17 protein-coding genes are annotated in these 17557 nt (G+C 60.7%); 4 read left to right on the top strand and 13 right to left on the bottom strand.

All coding sequences use genetic code 11. The annotated features are described in order from the left end of the window. Positions 1-60: 60 nt before the first annotated feature. The 13 genes from lpxB to pyrH form a co-directional block, all read right to left on the bottom strand. Positions 61-1224: a lipid-A-disaccharide synthase gene (gene lpxB, locus R0J92_RS04950; RefSeq protein WP_411050917.1), complete on the bottom strand. Its 1164-nt coding sequence runs from the start codon at positions 1222-1224 to the stop codon at positions 61-63. 4 nt (positions 1225-1228) lie between these two features. After that, positions 1229-2017 (bottom strand): LpxI family protein, encoded by a 789-nt coding sequence (locus R0J92_RS04945; protein WP_411050916.1) that lies wholly within the window; start codon positions 2015-2017, stop codon positions 1229-1231. A 14-nt stretch (positions 2018-2031) separates the two neighbouring features. Further along, on the bottom strand, positions 2032-2817 hold the full coding sequence (lpxA, locus tag R0J92_RS04940) for an acyl-ACP--UDP-N-acetylglucosamine O-acyltransferase (protein ID WP_106164028.1): 786 nt from the start codon (positions 2815-2817) through the stop codon (positions 2032-2034). Further along, positions 2817-3299 (bottom strand): 3-hydroxyacyl-ACP dehydratase FabZ, encoded by a 483-nt coding sequence (fabZ, locus tag R0J92_RS04935; protein ID WP_317386086.1) that lies wholly within the window; start codon positions 3297-3299, stop codon positions 2817-2819. Before fabZ ends, lpxA begins: the two co-directional genes overlap by 1 nt. A 63-nt stretch (positions 3300-3362) precedes the next feature. Next, on the bottom strand, positions 3363-3944 hold the full coding sequence (locus R0J92_RS04930) for an OmpH family outer membrane protein (RefSeq protein ID WP_207796929.1): 582 nt from the start codon (positions 3942-3944) through the stop codon (positions 3363-3365). Positions 3945-3993: 49 nt separating this feature from the next. Next, the gene (gene bamA / locus R0J92_RS04925) at positions 3994-6330 is read right to left on the bottom strand and encodes an outer membrane protein assembly factor BamA (protein WP_411050915.1); all 2337 of its coding nucleotides are present in this window, start codon (positions 6328-6330) and stop codon (positions 3994-3996) included. A gap of 209 nt (positions 6331-6539) precedes the next feature. Then, positions 6540-6668: a hypothetical protein gene (locus R0J92_RS04920; RefSeq protein ID WP_317386084.1), complete on the bottom strand. Its 129-nt coding sequence runs from the start codon at positions 6666-6668 to the stop codon at positions 6540-6542. A gap of 145 nt (positions 6669-6813) precedes the next feature. After that, positions 6814-8166, bottom strand: coding sequence for an RIP metalloprotease RseP (rseP, locus tag R0J92_RS04915; RefSeq protein ID WP_411050914.1), 1353 nt, complete (start codon positions 8164-8166; stop codon positions 6814-6816). Between the two features lie 4 nt (positions 8167-8170). Then, the gene (gene dxr, locus R0J92_RS04910) at positions 8171-9343 is read right to left on the bottom strand and encodes a 1-deoxy-D-xylulose-5-phosphate reductoisomerase (RefSeq protein WP_411050913.1); all 1173 of its coding nucleotides are present in this window, start codon (positions 9341-9343) and stop codon (positions 8171-8173) included. A gap of 48 nt (positions 9344-9391) precedes the next feature. Beyond that, positions 9392-10189, bottom strand: coding sequence for a phosphatidate cytidylyltransferase (locus R0J92_RS04905; protein WP_411050912.1), 798 nt, complete (start codon positions 10187-10189; stop codon positions 9392-9394). Continuing rightward, complete coding sequence (locus R0J92_RS04900) at positions 10186-10956, bottom strand: isoprenyl transferase (RefSeq protein ID WP_207796924.1); 771 nt, start codon at positions 10954-10956, stop codon at positions 10186-10188. Before R0J92_RS04900 ends, R0J92_RS04905 begins: the two co-directional genes overlap by 4 nt. A 9-nt stretch (positions 10957-10965) precedes the next feature. Beyond that, a complete protein-coding gene (gene frr / locus R0J92_RS04895) occupies positions 10966-11529 on the bottom strand; it encodes a ribosome recycling factor (protein ID WP_106164021.1) in 564 nt (187 codons plus the stop codon). A 176-nt stretch (positions 11530-11705) separates the two neighbouring features. Continuing rightward, entirely contained in the window at positions 11706-12455 is a 750-nt protein-coding gene (gene pyrH / locus R0J92_RS04890; protein WP_411050911.1) for a UMP kinase, read from the bottom strand. Between the two features lie 142 nt (positions 12456-12597). Between pyrH and miaA the strand changes: the two genes are divergently transcribed. The 4 genes from miaA to R0J92_RS04870 all read left to right on the top strand — a co-directional run bounded on the left by miaA (position 12598) and on the right by R0J92_RS04870 (position 17553). Further along, positions 12598-13461 (top strand): tRNA (adenosine(37)-N6)-dimethylallyltransferase MiaA, encoded by an 864-nt coding sequence (gene miaA, locus R0J92_RS04885; protein ID WP_411050910.1) that lies wholly within the window; start codon positions 12598-12600, stop codon positions 13459-13461. Between the two features lie 134 nt (positions 13462-13595). After that, positions 13596-14426: an AraC family transcriptional regulator gene (locus R0J92_RS04880; RefSeq protein ID WP_317386079.1), complete on the top strand. Its 831-nt coding sequence runs from the start codon at positions 13596-13598 to the stop codon at positions 14424-14426. A gap of 250 nt (positions 14427-14676) precedes the next feature. After that, a complete protein-coding gene (locus R0J92_RS04875; protein ID WP_106164017.1) occupies positions 14677-16341 on the top strand; it encodes an ABC transporter substrate-binding protein in 1665 nt (554 codons plus the stop codon). Positions 16342-16500: 159 nt separating this feature from the next. Further along, the gene (locus R0J92_RS04870; RefSeq protein ID WP_411050909.1) at positions 16501-17553 is read left to right on the top strand and encodes an ABC transporter permease; all 1053 of its coding nucleotides are present in this window, start codon (positions 16501-16503) and stop codon (positions 17551-17553) included. Positions 17554-17557: the final 4 nt, after the last annotated feature.

Raw genomic sequence — 17557 nt, 5'->3', positions numbered from 1 at the left:
CCCATGTCGCGGGCGGATCAACCTCGCGGGAATTCACCTGATAGGGGCGCGTGACGCGGCTTAGCCCGGCAGCCGGTCCAGCACAGCACGGGCGGCCCGCACACCGGGCGCATCGCCGCCTTCACCGACCCTCTCCATCGTGAGGCGCATCGCGTCGAACTGCGCCTCAGGCGCCGCAAGCACGGCGTCCAGCTGGGTGGCGATATTATCGGCTGTACAATCAGGCCCGAGGCATTCCGGCACCACGCGCGTGTCACTGACCAGATTGACGAGCGTCACAGTGTCGATCAACGCCATGCGCTTCATGATCTGCCAGGTCAGCCAGTTGAACCGATAGGCGATAACCATCGGCGTGCGGGCTGCCGCCAGTTCCAGCGAAACCGTGCCCGAGGCCGCTAGCGCCAACCCTGCCGTGGCAAAGGCCGCGCGTTTGTGGGCGGCAAACTCCGCTGTGGTATATGCTGCAGGGTCCAGCACGCGGCAGCCCGCAGGCCAATCGGCAAGTTTTTCACGCACCAAGGGCGCCACATGGGCCGCCGCAGGCACCACGATCCTATGGTCCGGGTGGGAGGCGTGAAACTGCTGCAAGGCAGTGCCAAATACATCCGCCAACCGCCCCACCTCGGAGCGGCGCGACCCCGGCAGGGCCAGCAGCACCGGCGCATCGCCAAGATCATGCGCGGCGCGAAAATCCGCGATCTCCGCCTCAGTCGCCTTTGGCTCCGCCACCACCGGATGGCCGACAAAATCGCACTCCATCCCGGCGGCTTCCATATAGGGCGGCTCGAACGGCAGCAGCGCCAGCACATGGTCGATGACCTTGGCCATCTTCGCCGCGCGCCCCGGACGCCAGGCCCAGACGGAAGGCGCAACATAATGCACGATACGGATGTCGCTTGCGTCTTTCACCAGCTTTGCAACGCGCAGGGAAAAATCCGGGCTGTCGATGGTGATCATCACATCCGGCCGCAGTGCGACGACCGCATCGGCGGTCTCTTGGATGCGCCGTTTGAGGTCGAAATACTTCGGCAGCACCTCGGCAATGCCCATGACGGAGAGTTCTTCCATCGGGAACTGCGAGCGGAGCCCCTCGGCCTGCATCTGGCTGCCGCCGACGCCTTCAAATGTCACCCCCGGCGCCAGCTCCTTAAGCCTGCGCATGAGCGCCGCGCCCAACCTGTCGCCAGAGGGTTCCCCGGCGAGGATGAACACCCGCAGGCTCATGTGATCAGACCTGCCGCAGCCAGAGGAACATGCCTCGGCGGTCACAGGCGGCAATCACCTCCTCGCGGTTGAGGACGATGACGCCTTCCGCCTCCAGAACGATACCGTTGAGGCCCGCCATGGCGGCGCCCTCCACCGTCGCCGGGCCGATGGTCGGCAAATCGGCGCGGCGGTCCTGCCCGGCCTTCGGGGCCTTGTAGAACAAACCACCCTGCCCGTCCGGTCGCGTCGCGAGGCTGGCCAGCATCCAGTCGGTGCCAAACAGCGTCTCGATGGCGATGGCCTGACCGGCGCGCACCGCGCAGGCCTGCCCGATATCAGCAGCGCTAAGACCAAAGGCAATCACCGAGGCACGCTCGGCGTCGGCCTTGTCGATCTCGCCGGGCTTGACCTGAGTGGGAACGCCTTCGTCCATCAGCAGGTCCGGCGCGATCTCATGCGCACCCTTCACGGCAAAACCGCTCTCTTCGAGGATGGCGATCACCGCCCGCAGCGCGCCATCATCACCGGCAGCAATCGCCGCCTGCAGCACTGGTACCAGCGGCAGCGTTGCCGCATCTATCGCCGATGGGTCGATCTGGGGCCGCGTCACCGCGCCCGCAAGGCAGATCTCCGTGACGTTTTCCGCCTTCAACTGTTGCAGAAAACTGCCCAGCTGTTCGAGGCGAAAGGTGATCTCCGCCTCCACCGTGTCAGGTTCCGATCCCGCCATGGCGCAGACCAGAGGGCGCTCCGGCAGACGTGCAATCAGTTCCGCGGGCAATGCCCCGCGACCGGCAATCAGTGCAATCATGGTTGGTGCCTCTCTCAGCCGCCGGGGGTCAGGAAATGGCGGTCGCTCTCACCGGTGATGAAAGCGACGATTTCCTGCACATATTCGCTATCGTTCTCTTCGCCCAGACGGCGGGCGCGCTCGGAGAAGGTGCCCTCGCCCTGCGCCAGCATCTGAAACGCGGCGCGCAGCGCGGTGATATCCGCCCGGTTGACGCCCCGGCGTTTCAGTCCGACGAGGTTCAGCCCGTCCAGCTCGCCGCGCGAGGCCTGCACCAACCCGTAGGGAATGACATCATTGGTCACCATGGTCACCGCGCCGATGATGGCGCCGCGTCCGATCCGCACAAATTGGTGGATGCCGGACAGGCCCCCGATGATCACGTCGTCTTCCAGCACGCAATGACCCGCCACAGCGGCAGAATTCACCACGATCACCCGGTCGCCGACCTGCGCGTCATGGGCGATGTGACAGCCTGCCATGAACAGCCCGTCATCCCCGATCCGGGTCACACCGCCACCGCCATCGGTGCCGGCGTTCACGGTCACATGCTCGCGGAAGCGGTTCCGCTTGCCGATCACGGTGCGGCATTTCTCGCCCTTGAACTTCAGATCCTGCGGGATTTCACCCAACACCGAGAAGGAGAACACCACGGTGTCCTCGCCGATTTCGGTGTCGCCGGTGATCACCACATGGGACTTCAGAACCACGCGGTCGCCCAGTACCACCTCAGCGCCGACGATGCAGAAGGGGCCGATTTCACAGCCTTCGCCGACAGTGGCACCATCCTCGATAATGGCGCTGGGGTGGATAGTGGTCATCAGCCGTCCTTTCCGTCGCGGTCAACCATGGCTGTGAACTCGGCTTCGGCAGCCAGCTCACCCTCAACGGTCGCGCGACCCGAGAATTTGAAGATCTTGCCGCCGGGCTTGCCGCGCAGGGTTTCCACGTGCATTTCCAGCACATCACCGGGTACAACCTTGCGGCGGAATTTGCATTTGTCGATGTTCATGAAATAGATCAGCATATCGCTGCCGATCAGATCCATCCCCACGCCCAGCATCACACCGGAGGTCTGTGCCATCGCCTCTACAATGGTTACACCTGGCATAATCGGCGTTCCTGGGAAGTGGCCCTGGAAATGCGGTTCGTTCATCGTGACGTTCTTGATGCCGCGCGCTGACTGATACCCGTCGATATCGACAACCTTGTCCACCAGCAGGAACGGATAGCGATGCGGCAGGATCTGTTGGATCAGGCCGATGTCGGCGCTCTTGAGGTCGGGATTTGCGTCAGCACTCATGGGTCAACTTCCATTGGTTTTTTCAGATATTTGTCCTAGCAAGCCTGCCCGAACGGGGCAAGCTTAGGGCGGGTTGGTCCCGGTGGCCTCCGCGTCGTCCCCTTCGCCAAGGATAGCGTCGACACGCGCGATCGCCAGGTCTGTCACGTCGATGGCCTCCGCGCTGAGCAGCACACTGGATTGCTCCAGAATGGCCGCTGCGCCGGTTTCCGTCATGATTTGTTCCAGAATGGGGATAGAGGTTTCGCGGAACTCTCGTCGTGCCTCTTCGCGCGACGTCGTGATCTCCAGAAACTTGGCCTCCTGGGTCCGACGGGTCTCCTGCACCTTCTCATCAAAGGCTTTGGCCAACGCACGAAAGGCATCAGGGTCGGTGGTGGACCGGCGTTCTGTCAGGTCCAGTTCTTCGGCGCGCAGTTCGGCTTCGATCCGGCGGTTTTCGGCCATCAGCACCGCGCTTTGACCTTCCATCTCACGCGCGATGCGCTGGCCATACGCACTTTCGGAGAACAACCGATCAGAGTGGATGGTCAACAACAAACTGCTTGGAATGCCGAGGTTCTGTTCCGGAGAAAAGCCACCAAGTCCAATGCCGGGCGTCAAACTCTGCGCCGATGCCCCGACGGAAAAGGACAGCCCGGCCATAAGCCCGGCTGCCCAGAACATTCGAACTACGAGGGTCCGTCGCAAGGTGTCAGAACCGTGCCTGAATAGTCAGGTCGAAATTCCGCTCTTTGTCGAACTCTTCCTTGGACAGCGCCTTGGAGAAGTTGAACCGGAGCGGACCCAGACCAGTTGTCCACAACAGCGAGAACCCGACCACGTGACGGAACGATCCACCGCGCCCAACGACATTGCTACCGGCTGCGGCGTTCGAGTCATCCAGCCCCCAGAGGTTGCCAACGTCATAGAACAGACCACCACGGATCCCGAGCTCTTCAGGCAGACCCAAGGGGAACTCTGCATCGAAGCGTGCAACGGCGTAGAGGTTGCCCCCAAGCGCATCGTCATAGCTTCCAGACATATCCCGAGGGCCAATCCCGCCCGGCTCAAAGCCACGCAGCGTGTCCGATGACAGCAGGAAACGGTCGATGGTCCGGCTCTTGTTGTCGCCAAGCCAACCGAGATATCCGGTCTCAACGGTGGCACGCAGGGTGATTTCTTCGTTGAACACCAATTTCTGCGCGACAATCTTGCTGGTTGCACGGATATACTCGTTATCCCCGCCGAGGCCGGCATAGTCGAGGCCACTTTCGATCAAGAAGCCCGCTGTCGGGTTCAACCCGGTACGGCGGCTATCATAGGTAAACGTCGCACCGATAGAGCTGGTGGTGCGTTTGCCTTCAGCGATGTCAGCTTGCAGCACCGGACCCGCCCGATCATTGCCGTTGCTATCGAGGCCACGCGATTTCATCTCGTCGAGGTCAAGCGCATAACGTAACTGCAGCGACGTCGTATCACTGGCCTCAAAGGTAATCGAGGGACGGAAGATCACAGAGGATGTGTCGTATTCCGAGTAGCTGGATTCCGTCTCGCTCAGACCCAGATCAATGGCGAATTGCAGATCCCGGCCCAAAAGCTTCGGCTCTACGAACCGCAACTTATACTCTTCGGTATCCTGAGCTGTGGAAATATTGAATGACAGCTGCTGACCGCGACCAAGGAAGTTGTTTTCGGAAATCCCGATCGCGACCCCGATACCATCATCCACCGAGTAGGATCCGCCCAGCGTGAACGACCCGGTAGGCTGCTCTTCAACGTCGACATCCACGATGACATCATTCGGTGTGCTGCCCTGCCGCACGTCCACTTCGGACTGAGCAAAGAACCCAAGCGCACGGATACGCTCCGCACTGTTGCGGATCTCACGTTGATTGAGCGGATCGCCCTCGACGATCTTGAACTGACGACGGATCACCCGGTCAAGCGTGGTTGTATTGCCCTCAATGTCGATGCGTTCGACAAAGATCCGTGGGCCTCGCACCATCGCAAACTCCACATCCAGCGTCAGGTCGCGGTCATTGCGGGTGACGCGCGGCTCGACCCGCAGGAAGTCGATCCCTTGGCGCACGGCCAATTGCTCCAGCGTTTCGATGGCATTCTCGATCACCAGAGGCGAGTATGTTACCCCACGCTTCAGGCGCAGCTGGCTGCGATAGACATCCGGATCGGCATTGGCAAACTCGCTTGTCACGGTGATGTCGCCGAACTCGAACTTTTGCCCTTCGGTCACGTCCACAACGAGGAAGGCCGCATCGCGTTCCTTCGTCACCTCAGCGTTGACGCTGTTGACCTGGAAATCGACATAACCACGCGACCGGTAGAAATCAGTCAGCACCTGACGGTCAAACTGGATCCGGTCTTCGATCAGCGTGTCACGGTTGATCAGAGCGCGCAGGAAGGTCGCCTGCTTGGTCTCCAGAACTCGACGCAAACGCCGGTCGGAGAAGGCGCGGTTGCCCACGAAGGAGACGCGCTCCACCTCGACGGTATCGCCTTCGGAAATCTCGAACACCAGGTCGACGCGGTTGTCGTTCCGGCGGATGATGCGCGGCGTCACTCTGGAGGCCAAACGCCCCTGAGCGCGGTACAGGTCAGCGATCGCTCCGGCGTCCCGCTCTGCCTGATCGGCGCTGAACACACGACGCGGCGAGGATTCAATCACCTCGGACAGCGCATCGTCTTTCAGGCGCTTGTTGCCTTCGAAATTGATCCGGCTGATGGTCGGATATTCCACCACCTTGATGACCAGGGTGTTGCCGCGGGGGACAAGCTCCACCGCCTCGAACAGACCACTGTCAAACACGCCTCGATAGGCATCATTCAAGGCACCGGCGCTGACCGTTTCGCCGCGACCAAGGCCCGTATAGGCAACGATGGTCGAGCTTTGTATTCGCTGGTTGCCTTCGACACGAACATTCGTGAACCGATAGTCCTGAGCCTGCAGGGACATTGGCGCCAAGCCAATCCCGAAGGCAAGTACCGCGGAAAGTGCGGTGGACCCGAGAAAACCTTTATTAGAAACGGACATTTCACTCTCCCGGCGCGCATCACGGGCAGATGCCGCGTTTTTCCCCCAGATCATCAGTTTAAACCCAATTATTATAGCAGCTTGAAAAGTGCGTACCGGGTTTACACGCGGTTGTCAAAAACAAGAAAAGCAGCGGGGCGACGACCGCTGCTTTTCTCGCTCACGAAGCCCATGTAAGCCCCGGAAAATATGTCGCGTTTCCTACCGCCTCAAAAAACAGAGGCGATCCACGTTCCAACCGCCATCGCAGCGGTGATGGCCCCGATAAACAAGACCCGGTCTGCATTGAGGCGGGCCAACAGGCCAAGCCCGGCACAGGACTGCTGTAGCGTTTGCATGATTGTTCCCCATCGCTCAATCCTCCGACCCGCGGGCCGGAATCACTCACTCACGATCAAATGCTAGTTCGGGTTTGTGGCAAGATCGGGGCAGCAAAGGGGCAGATGCGCCATGCAAAGCCCCTATGCCTGATCATTTGCGCGCTCAGCAGAACAGCAGATCGTTGCTGACGGAGAACAACATCAACCCAAGGATCATCGTCAGACCGATCATCATCAGAACCTGCATGGCCCGGTCATTGGGCGGGCGGCCCGTGATGGCCTCATAGGCGAAGAACACCAGATGTCCGCCGTCCAGCACCGGCACCGGAAACAGGTTCAAGAGGCCAATCCCCGTAGACAGTGCCGCGATGAGCCAGATGAAGTTCACCGCCCCTTGGCTCGCCAAGGTGCCCGACATCTCGGCGATAGCAACCGGGCCGGAGAGGTTGCAGGTGCTGATCTGACCAGTGATCATATGCTTCAACCCGGACAGAGATTGCTCGATCATGCGCCAGACCTGAGCCGCCCCCTGCCCGACCGCCAACCAAGGCGACACGGATTCGCGGGCCGGTTCAAACGCCAGCCCACCGGCAATGCCGATGCGCCAATTGGTCTGAAAACCACCGTCTGCCGTTGGCTCGTCCGTGCGGCGCGGGCTGAGGATCAGCTCCCGCGTCTCACCTGCGTTCCAGACCGTGAGCGACAGCGGCGCGCCTTCACCCTCCTCGACCCGTTCCTTCAGTTGAGAGAACGCGAAGATTTCCCCGTCATCCACGGCGACAATAACGTCGCCTTCCCGCAGACCTGCATCAGATGCGGCACTGCGTGGGGCCACACCGGTCACGATGCTCGGCATCAGATAAGGGCCGCGCGCCACCATCTCGTTGCCATCGCGCGCCACGCGATAATCCAGTATCTTTTCAACAGGCACGCTACCCTCAAACGCGCGCCATGCCACACCGTCCGAAAAATCCGGCGTCTCGATGCCAGCCACCGCCAGGATTTCGTCTCCGGGCTCAAGCGTATAGCCCTCTGCCGGAAGATCCTTGATCGACCCCACGGCAAGCGGTTCCTGCATCTGACCTCGGCTGAGGTTCACGCCGGTAAAGATGACAATCGCCAGAATGAAGTTAAAGATCGGCCCTGCCGCCACTGTCGCAGCCCGCGCCCAGAGCGGGGCACCATGCATGGTCTTGCGCAGCAATTCCGGATCGGTCTCGGCTGCGGAAATCGCTCCCGCATCCTTACCCGAGGCGGCATCCGCATCCCCGAGGAACTTCACAAACCCGCCAAGTGGGAACGCGGCCAACTGCCAGCGGGTGCCACGTTTATCGACACGGCTGGCCAGCACCGGACCAAAGCCAAGTGAGAACACCTCCGGATAGATGCCGCACCAACGCCCGACGATGTAATGGCCATATTCGTGCACGGCCACAATGATCGAAAGCACCACGACGAAACTGCCGACCGTGTAGAGGAACCCGCCCAGTTGCGAGACCAGAGATACTGCGTCCAAAACTCTATCCTGTTCGTTGCGTCACAACCTGATCCACCGCATCACGCGACAAACCATCAACTCGGGTGACGTTTTCAAGTGTCATTGAGGCGTCAATAAGACCCGCCTCGGCCTCCAGCGACGCCAATACCTGGTCAGTTATGTCGGCCATGTCGAGAAAGCCAATGTGACCCGCGATAAAGTGATCAAGCGCGCGTTCTTTGGCGCCATTGAAGGCCGCACCGCACAGACCACCGCGCCGCATCACCTCCTGCGCCAGCCGCAGCGCCGGATACCGCGCCAGATCCGGCGCGCGAAACTCCAGCTGGCCGATGGAGGCCAGATCCAGCCTGGCCACGGGCAGTGACCGGCGCTCAGGCCAATGCAGCGCATACCCGATGGCATGCCGCATGTCTGGGGCACCAAGATGGCTCATCAAGGCGCCATCTCGGAAACCGACCAGCGCATGCACCAGTGATTGCGGATGCACCAGCACCTCGATCTGCTCAGGCGCTACGCCAAAGAACTCTCGCGTTTCAATGACTTCCAGCGCCTTGTTAAACATGGATGCACTGTCCACGGTGATCCGTTGTCCCATGTCCCAGTTGGGGTGGGACGACGCCTGCGCTAAAGTCGCGGTCCTCAAATCTGCAAGCGGCCAGTCTCGGAATGCGCCACCGGAAGCGGTGATGATGATCCGCTCGACCTCGTCGATCCGCTCGCCGACAAGCGCCTGAAACACTGCGGAATGCTCGCTGTCGACGGGAAGGATACGGGCACCATGCGCTTCTGCAGTTTTCATCAACAGCCGTCCCGCGCACACCAGTGATTCCTTGTTGGCGAGCGCCAGCGTGCTGCCTTGTTCCAGCGCCCGTAGCCCCGGTGCAAGCCCCGCCGCCCCGACGATCGCCGACATGATCCAGTCGGCAGGACGGCTGGCGGCCTCCACCAGCGCATCTGCGCCGGCCGCCGCTTCGACATCACTACCCGCAAGCGCCGCGCGCAGCTCTGGCAACCGGTGGTCGTGCGCGGTAATGGCAACCTCGGCGCGTAGCTCAATAGCATCGCGCGCAAGCTGCGCAACATTGTGCCCGCCGCTCAGTGCCACGATGTCATAGGCCTCGGGATCACGTCGGATCAGATCAATGGTGTTCTGCCCGATGGAGCCGGTTGCCCCGAAAATAGATATTTTTCGCATCAGAAACTCGTTTTTCATCCGTCCAACGCGCTGGACGCGATCAGGGGGTCACCCCCAGGTGATGGCGATCAGGAAACACAGGGCGCCCGCGCCCAGCATACCGTCAAAGCGGTCAAAGACGCCGCCATGTCCCGGAATGAGCTGACTGGAGTCCTTGACGTTCAAACGTCGCTTCAGCGCGCTTTCGGCGATATCGCCGGCCTGGCTCGCCATGGCAACAAGGGCGGAGATCCAGATGAGGTTTGCAGGCAGTCCCGCCAGAAGCGCAAACAGCAGCCCGACCACCGCAGCAGCGGCCCAGCCCCCCGCTGTACCGGACCATGTTTTCTTAGGGCTGACGGCAGGCCAGAACTTGCGCCCGCCAAAATGCTTGCCAACGAAGTATCCCGCCACATCCGTCGCAACCACAACGCAGATGAGCCAGAAGGTCCAGCTGACACCGTAAGCCTCTCGCAGCCAGATCAGGCCAAACCCGCCAAACAGCACCCACCCCGCCATTGTCAGAAAGGACCGACGCTGGCGTTCGAGTATCCAGGCGCCAAACACCAGCGGAAAGGCCAGGACAAGAGGCGTCACCACAAGCGGCAGAAAGGAGGATACGAACACCGTCAGCGCGGCAACCGCCCCGCAACCGATGGCGGAGAGCGACAGGTCAGCGTCGTACATCCGCAGCATTTCCCAGAACACTGCTCCAACAGCAACAGAGACGAAGACCGCAAAGGCCACGCCACCAAAATAGATGGATGCGCCCCCCAAGCCAAGCAACACTATGGCAGAGAGCGTACGTGCGCCGAGATCGGACCAGCGCCCCGCTTTGGGACCTGGCGAAGAGCCCTGAGCGCTCATGTCTTGACCGCGCCGAACCGACGGTCCCGGCGGCCATAGCTGCTGCACAGCCGCCCCAGTTCCTCGGCAGTGAAATCAGGCCAGAGCGTATCGATGAACTCATACTCGGCATAGGCAGACTGCCACAGCAGGAAATTCGAGATCCGCGCCTCGCCCGAGGTCCGGATCACCAAATCGGGGTCCGGCAGCACATGGGTGTCAAGGTACCGCGGCAGGGTTTCCTGATCCACGCTTTCGGGATCCAGCTTGCCGCTCGCCACATCCTGTGCCAGCCGTTTGGTGGCGCGGGCGACCTCGTCGCGTCCACCGTAGTTCAGGGCAATGGTCAGATGCGTGCCATCGTTGCCCGCGGTCTCTCGTTCCAGCGCATCCATCAGCTGGATCAGCTTGGCATCGAGTTTGACCCGGTCACCAATAAACCGCACCCTGACATTTTTGGCGGCCAGCGCTTTCATCTCCTTGGAGATATAGCGGCGAAACAGGCTCATGAGGCCCGCGACCTCCACCTGTGTGCGTTTCCAGTTCTCGGTCGAGAAGGCAAATATCGTCAGGTACTTGACGCCAAGGCCCGGGCAGCACTCGACCACCTCGCGCACCCGTCGGGCGCCTGCGTGGTGGCCGAACAACCGTGGCCGCCCGCGCATCTGCGCCCAACGGCCATTGCCGTCCATGATGATCGCCACATGCCTCGGGCCGCCACCGGAGCCCGGTGACGCTGTGTCTGTTCCGGCCTTGGCCGGGGCTCCGCGGTTCGTCCCGAGTGACATAATGGCTGATCAGACCTGCATTATTTCGGCTTGTTTGGTTTCCAACGCGTCGTCGATGACCTTGATCATCTTGTCGGTCAGTTCCTGCACCTCGGCCTCCCAGAACTTCTGGTCATCCTCGGACATGCCATCGGCTTTGGCTTTCTTGATCTGGTCCATGCCGTCGCGGCGCACGTTGCGGATCGACACACGAGCGTGTTCGGTATACTGGCCCGCCACCTTGGTCAGCTCGCGGCGACGTTCCTCGTTCAGCTCCGGAATCGGCAGCATGATGATGGTGCCATTGAGCTGCGGATTAATGCCAAGCCCGCTTTCGCGGATCGCTTTTTCCACCTTGTTGACCAGGCCCTTGTCCCAGACGTTGATGGTGACCATGCGAGGCTCCGGCACGTTCACGGTGCCAACCTGGTTGATCGGTGTCATCGAGCCATAGGCATCCACCATCACCGGTTCCAGCATGGAACCAGAGGCGCGCCCGGTCCGCAAAGATGCAAATTCGGTTTTCAGGTTGGCCAGGGCACCGTCCATGCGGCGCTTCAGATCGTCGGTGTCTAGTTCGAAGTTTTCAGACATGCTGCTCTCCCCTTGCTTGAGGCGGTCTTGAGGACGGCTATTACGCCATCATATGTGTATTGTATAGCGATCTCAGTGGGTAAATACCCGCGAAACCGGCAGTTGAACGCAATTTTGCAGGCAGAACGCGCATCGCAACACCGACCCGCGCCCTGTCCCAAAGCCCCTCACGCGGTTCAGCCGTGAACCTTGGTATAGGTGCCTTCTCCGGCCAGAACGCCGCGAAACCCGCCCGGTTCATCAAGGCTAAAGACGATCAGCGGCAGGCTGTTGTCCCGCGCCAGCGCAATGGCCGAGGCATCCATGACCTTGAGCCGTTTGGCGAGCACCTCATCATAGCTGATGCTGTCGTAGCGTTTGGCTTCCGGGTTGGTCTTGGGGTCCATGTCATAGACACCATCAACACCGTTCTTGCCCATGAAGATGGCTTCGCAGTTCATCTCGTTGGCGCGCAGCGTCGCGGCGGTGTCGGTGGTGAAGTAGGGATTGCCCGTGCCTGCGGCAAAGATGCAGACCCGCTTTTTCTCCAGGTGGCGCACGGCACGGCGGCGAATGTAGGGTTCTGCAACCTCATCCATCCGAATGGCCGAGATGACACGGGTGAAGACACCTTCATCCTCCAGCGCCGACTGCATCCCCAGCGCGTTCATCACGGTGGCCAGCATTCCCATGTAGTCTGCAGTGGTACGCTCCATCCCCTGCGCCGACCCGGACAGGCCGCGGAAGATGTTGCCGCCGCCGATGACCATGCAGATCTCGACGCCGAGATCATGCACGGATTTCACTTCCTGGGCGATTCTGCGCACGGTTGGCGGATGCAGGCCGAAACCCTGCGTCCCCATGAGGGCCTCGCCGGAAATCTTCAACATCACACGGTTATAGCCTGCGGCCGTCGAGACGTCCGGTTGATCTGAGCTCTGGGGCATGTTGCGCTCCGCAATATGTCGGGGTTAAATCTCGCGGCAAAATGAAGCAAAAGCGGCCAAGGATCAATCCGAACGGCCGGATTATTGCCGATCCGGCCTCAGGCGGCCCTGCCCCGAACCAATTCTGCAGCGGAAGACATTGATGGACTTAGATAAAATCTCCAGCGAATTGCCTGTGCTGATTGCCGGTCCCACCGCATCGGGCAAATCCGCACTGGCGCTTGAGATCGCCGAACGGGATGGCGGGGTGATCATCAATGCAGATGCCAGTCAGATCTACGACTGTTGGCGCGTGGTGACCGCACGCCCGTCGCCGGCGGACGAATCCCGGGCACCGCACATGCTATATGGCCATCTGGCCTATGATGCTCCCTACTCTGCCGGACATTGGCTCCGTGAGGTGACCCCGCTTCTAAAGGGTCCGAAGCGCCCCATTATCGTCGGGGGGACCGGTCTTTACTTTCTCGCGCTGACCGAAGGACTGGCGGAGATCCCCGCCACCCCGCCGCAGATCCGCACCGAAGGGGATCGCCTCAGCCTTGAGGACCTGAGCAAGGACCTGGACCCGAGGACCGCTGACCGCATCGACATGCAAAACCGCGCCCGTGTTCAGCGGGCTTGGGAAGTGTTGCGGGCCACGGGCCGTCCTCTCGCCGACTGGCAGGATGATACGCCGCCGCCCCTGCTGCCGCGTACCGCCTGCACCGGACTGGTGATGGAGACCGACAAGGAGTGGCTCGAAGCACGCATCCGTCGCCGTTTTGCCCAGATGCTCGATCAGGGGGCGCTGGATGAAGCGCGCGCGATGCTGGACCGCTACGATCCGGCGCTTCCCTCCTGCAAGGCGATCGGCGTGCCGGAGCTGATGGCCTATCTGTCTGGCACGCTCAGCCTGTCGGAGGCCGAGGAGCAGGCCTCGATCGCCACCCGGCAATACGCCAAACGGCAGCGCAGTTGGTTTCGGTCACGCATGTCGAAATGGGCAAAAATCAGCCCTGAATCGTAAAAACGGGTCTAAAATCCCACAAAACGGACGGCCACCGCCGGAATGCCGGTAAACCTTGCAATAAAATTGATCGAATCATCGGCGCGAGTCACTGTCGTCTGATCAACTACGCAAAAAGTACAGTCAGCTCCGCCATGCCTTTTGACCCAAACGCTTCTGGTCCACTGGACGTCAGCCCTCTGCTACGGCTTCTGTCCGGCGGCGCATGGCAGATCGAACTGGCGCATGAGCGCGACTGCCACCTGCTGGTGTGGGTCACACGCGGTCAGGGGCGTGCATTGCTGGATGGACACTGTCGCGGTTTCGGATCGCACACGGTGCTTTGTATACCCGCTCGCACCTTGTTCTCTCTTGAAATTGGTCGTCAGAGCTTTGGTCAGGTGTTGCGCATCGACGAGACCATGCCCTGCGGGTTGCCCGAAACACCAATGCAGATCCGCATAAATGACATGCAAGAGCAAGCGCGCCTTACTGCGTTTTTCGACGCAATGCTGCGCGAACAGCAGCTTGATGACGATCATGCCGCACGCGCGATTTGCAGCTACGCAGATCTTGTCGGCATCCAGTTGCAGCGGCTCTGGGCGAAAGCGCCCGAAAACAACAGGGCGCATGCTGCACGTCGTCTGTGCCGAGCATTCTGCGCCCGGCTGGCTCAGGATGCCGAAGGGGCCTTCAACATGGCCGGACATGCGGCCGAGCTTGACGTGACGCCAACGCATCTGACCCGCGTCTGCCGGCAGGAAACCGGCAAGACCGCTGCGGCGCTGTTGACGGAACGCCAATTGCACGCCGCACGTAGTTTGCTGATCCGGACCACATTGCCAATGCGCGACATTGCACAGAGTTTGGGCTTTGGGAGCGCTGCATATTTCACGCGCTTCATCACACAGCACACCGGCGAAACGCCAAGCGCCCTGCGCAAGCTTGCGCGGAAGGACCCCGGCCCTCAGGCCATGCGTCACTGAAATCTCGCCGCTTAACCCGCGCGCTGTACAGTCCTGTCGATTTCACAAAAACGACGTAGAAAATGTCGCATTTTTGCTCTTGAGTGCCGATACTGTGCATTGACCTCATGGCTCAACTGATGCCGTATAGAGGGGTTGGAGAAACATTGTGACAATTCAAACACCTCAGCACGACACAGCATTGCCGGCGCATGGGGGCCACACTCGCGCGGACGCCCGCCCAACACATGTCTAGAACAGGGAGACATCGATGACCACCACCACACTCAAGAGCTCGACCACCCATTGGGCGGCAGAGATGCACGCGCAGGAACTGAAGTCTGGCAAGCTGTCCCGGCGTGAATTCCTGACCCGTGCCACCGCTCTGGGCGTCTCGGCTGTAGCCGCTTATGGGATGATCGGCCTGACCGCCCCCGCGCGCGCTGCGGGCGACATGCAGGAAGGCGGCACCATCCGGGTGCAGATGAACGTCCGCGGCCTGAAGGATCCGCGCACCTATGACTGGTCCGAAATCGGCAACGAGAGCCGCGGCACGCTGGAATATTTGGTTGAGTACAACAACGACGGCTCTTTCACCCCGATGCTGCTGGAAAGCTGGGAAGTCAACGACAGCGCCGATGAATACACCCTGAATGTCCGCAAGGGCGTGAAGTGGAACAACGGCGATGACTTCACCGCCGAGGACGTCGCGCGCAACATCGCCGGATGGTGCGATAAGGGCATGGAAGGCAACTCCATGGCCGGTCGTTTCGGCACCCTGATCGACCCCGACACCAACCAAGCGATCGAGGGCGCGATCGAGGTGGTCGACAGCCACACCGTGAAGCTGAAGCTGCCGAACTCCGACATCTCGATCATTCCGGGCATGGCGGACTACCCGGCAGCGATCACCCATGCCAGCTTTAGCGCGGATGATGCACAGAACGCGGTCGGCACCGGCCCCTATCTGATCTCCGAACTCGAGGTCGGCGTGAAATGCACGCTCACCCGCAACGAGGACCATACCTGGTGGGGCGAAGAGGTCTTTGGTCGTCCCGCATTGGACAGCATCGAATACATCGACTTCGGCACCGACCCGTCCTCTTGGCTCTCCGCGCTGGAAGCGGAAGAAGTGGACATGCTCTACGAATCCGTTGGTGAATTCATCGACGTGATGGACTCGCTGGGTTTTGTGAAGTCCGAAGTTGTGACCATGTCCACCATCGTGATCCGTCCCAACCAGCTCGCCGAGATCGATGGCAAGAAGCCCTATGCCGATCAGCGCGTGCGCAAGGCCTTGCAGATGGCGATCGACAATGATGTCTGCCTGGAACTGGGCTATGGCAATCGCGGTGTTGTCGCCGAACATCACCATGTCGGCCCGGCGCACCCGGAATATGCCGAACTGCCCAAGCAGGAAGTCGATGTCGAAGGCGCCCGCGCCCTGATGGAAGAAGCCGGCATGATGGATTTCGAGCACGAGATCATCTCCATCGACGACGACTGGCGCAAGAACACCACCGACGCCGTGGCCGCGCAGCTGCGCGACGCGGGCTTCAAGGTGAAGCGCACCGTTCTGCCCGGCTCCACCTTCTGGAACGACTGGACCAAGTATCCGTTCAGCTCCACCAACTGGAACCACCGTCCGCTTGGCGTGCAGATCTGGGCTCTGGCCTACCGCTCCGGCGAGGCCTGGAACGAGTTCGGCTGGGCCAACGAAGAGTTCGACGCGCTTCTGGCCGATGCGTTGGCGATTGCCGATGTCGACAAGCGTCGCGAAGTCGTCGCCAAGGCTGAAAAGTTGATTCAGGACGAAGGCGTGACCATTCAGCCTTACTGGAAATCGCTGTTCCGCCACATGCGCGAAGGCGTCACCGGTGCGGACATGCACATCTCCTACGAGCATCACCACTACAAATGGGGCTGGGCGGCCTGATCTCTGATCGGCCACATCCTCTTGGCTTGCCCCCGACCTCTGTGCCGGGGGCGGCCAGCTATCAACGATAAGACCAAACAATAAGACGGCCCCCCGATCCGGAAGACCCAGTTCCGGCACGCATCAGGGCCAGCTGACCGCCAGTCTGCAGGGGATCAAATGGGACTATTCATATTACGTCGTTCAGGCGTGATGATCATTACGGCGTTGTGCCTGACGTTCATCGTGTTCTTTCTGACAAATCTCTATCCAAACCTTGAAAAGCTCGCCAAGACCGAAGGCAACTTCCGCATGTCGGACGAGGCCGTCGCAAGCTGGCTGGAGAAAAATGGCTATGCGCAACCTGTTGTCGTGAAGTACGGCCAATGGCTCGGCGTCATGCCCGGATGGACCCGCACTGCTGATGGCGAGGTCACCGGACGATGTATTGATGGCACCGCAACACCAGACGAGGCCGCCTCCGCACCACGTTATTGTGGGATCATCCAGGGTGACTGGGGGTATTCCACCCGCTTCAAGACAGGTGTCGGTGACATCATCGAAACCAGGCTCGGCAACACCGGGTACCTGATGATGTGGGTGCTGATCCTGATGGTCCCCTCGGCGCTGATCATTGGCGTTCTTGCGGGCATGCGCGAAGGCTCTGCCACTGACCGGTCGCTGTCGACGCTCTCGATCATGACCACCGCAACGCCGGAATATGTCTCCGGGGTGATTTTCATCGCGGTGTTTGCCTCCTCCACCGTGGGGCTGAAATGGTTCAAGGGCACAGCAACGGCGGCGATGGAGAATCCCACGTTCGAGAACTTCTTCCTGCCGGTGCTGACAATCGCGCTCTACGGCATGGGCTACATCGCGCGGATGACCCGGGCCTCGATGACCGAGGTGATGACAGCCCAATACATCCGCACCGCACGGCTGAAGGGCGTGAGCTTTCCCAACATCGTTCTGAAACACGCCCTGCGCAATGCGCTGATCGCCCCCTTCACCGTCATCATGCTGCAATTTCCCTGGCTGCTGAACGGCGTGGTGATTGTGGAAAGCCTGTTTAACTACAAGGGCTTTGGCTGGGCATTGGTCGAGGCCGCAAGCAACAATGACATCGAGCTGCTGCTCGCCGTCTCTGTTGTTTCCGTCGTGGTGGTTCTGCTGACGCAGCTGATTTCCGATATCGGCTATGTGTTCCTGAACCCACGTATTCGTATCTCATAAGGCA

Source organism: Tritonibacter sp. SIMBA_163, from assembly GCF_046535935.1.
Taxonomy (GTDB): Bacteria; Pseudomonadota; Alphaproteobacteria; order Rhodobacterales; family Rhodobacteraceae; genus Epibacterium; species Epibacterium scottomollicae.
Note: the sequence above shows the minus strand (reverse complement) of the source record. Positions and strands in the feature narration are given on the sequence as shown.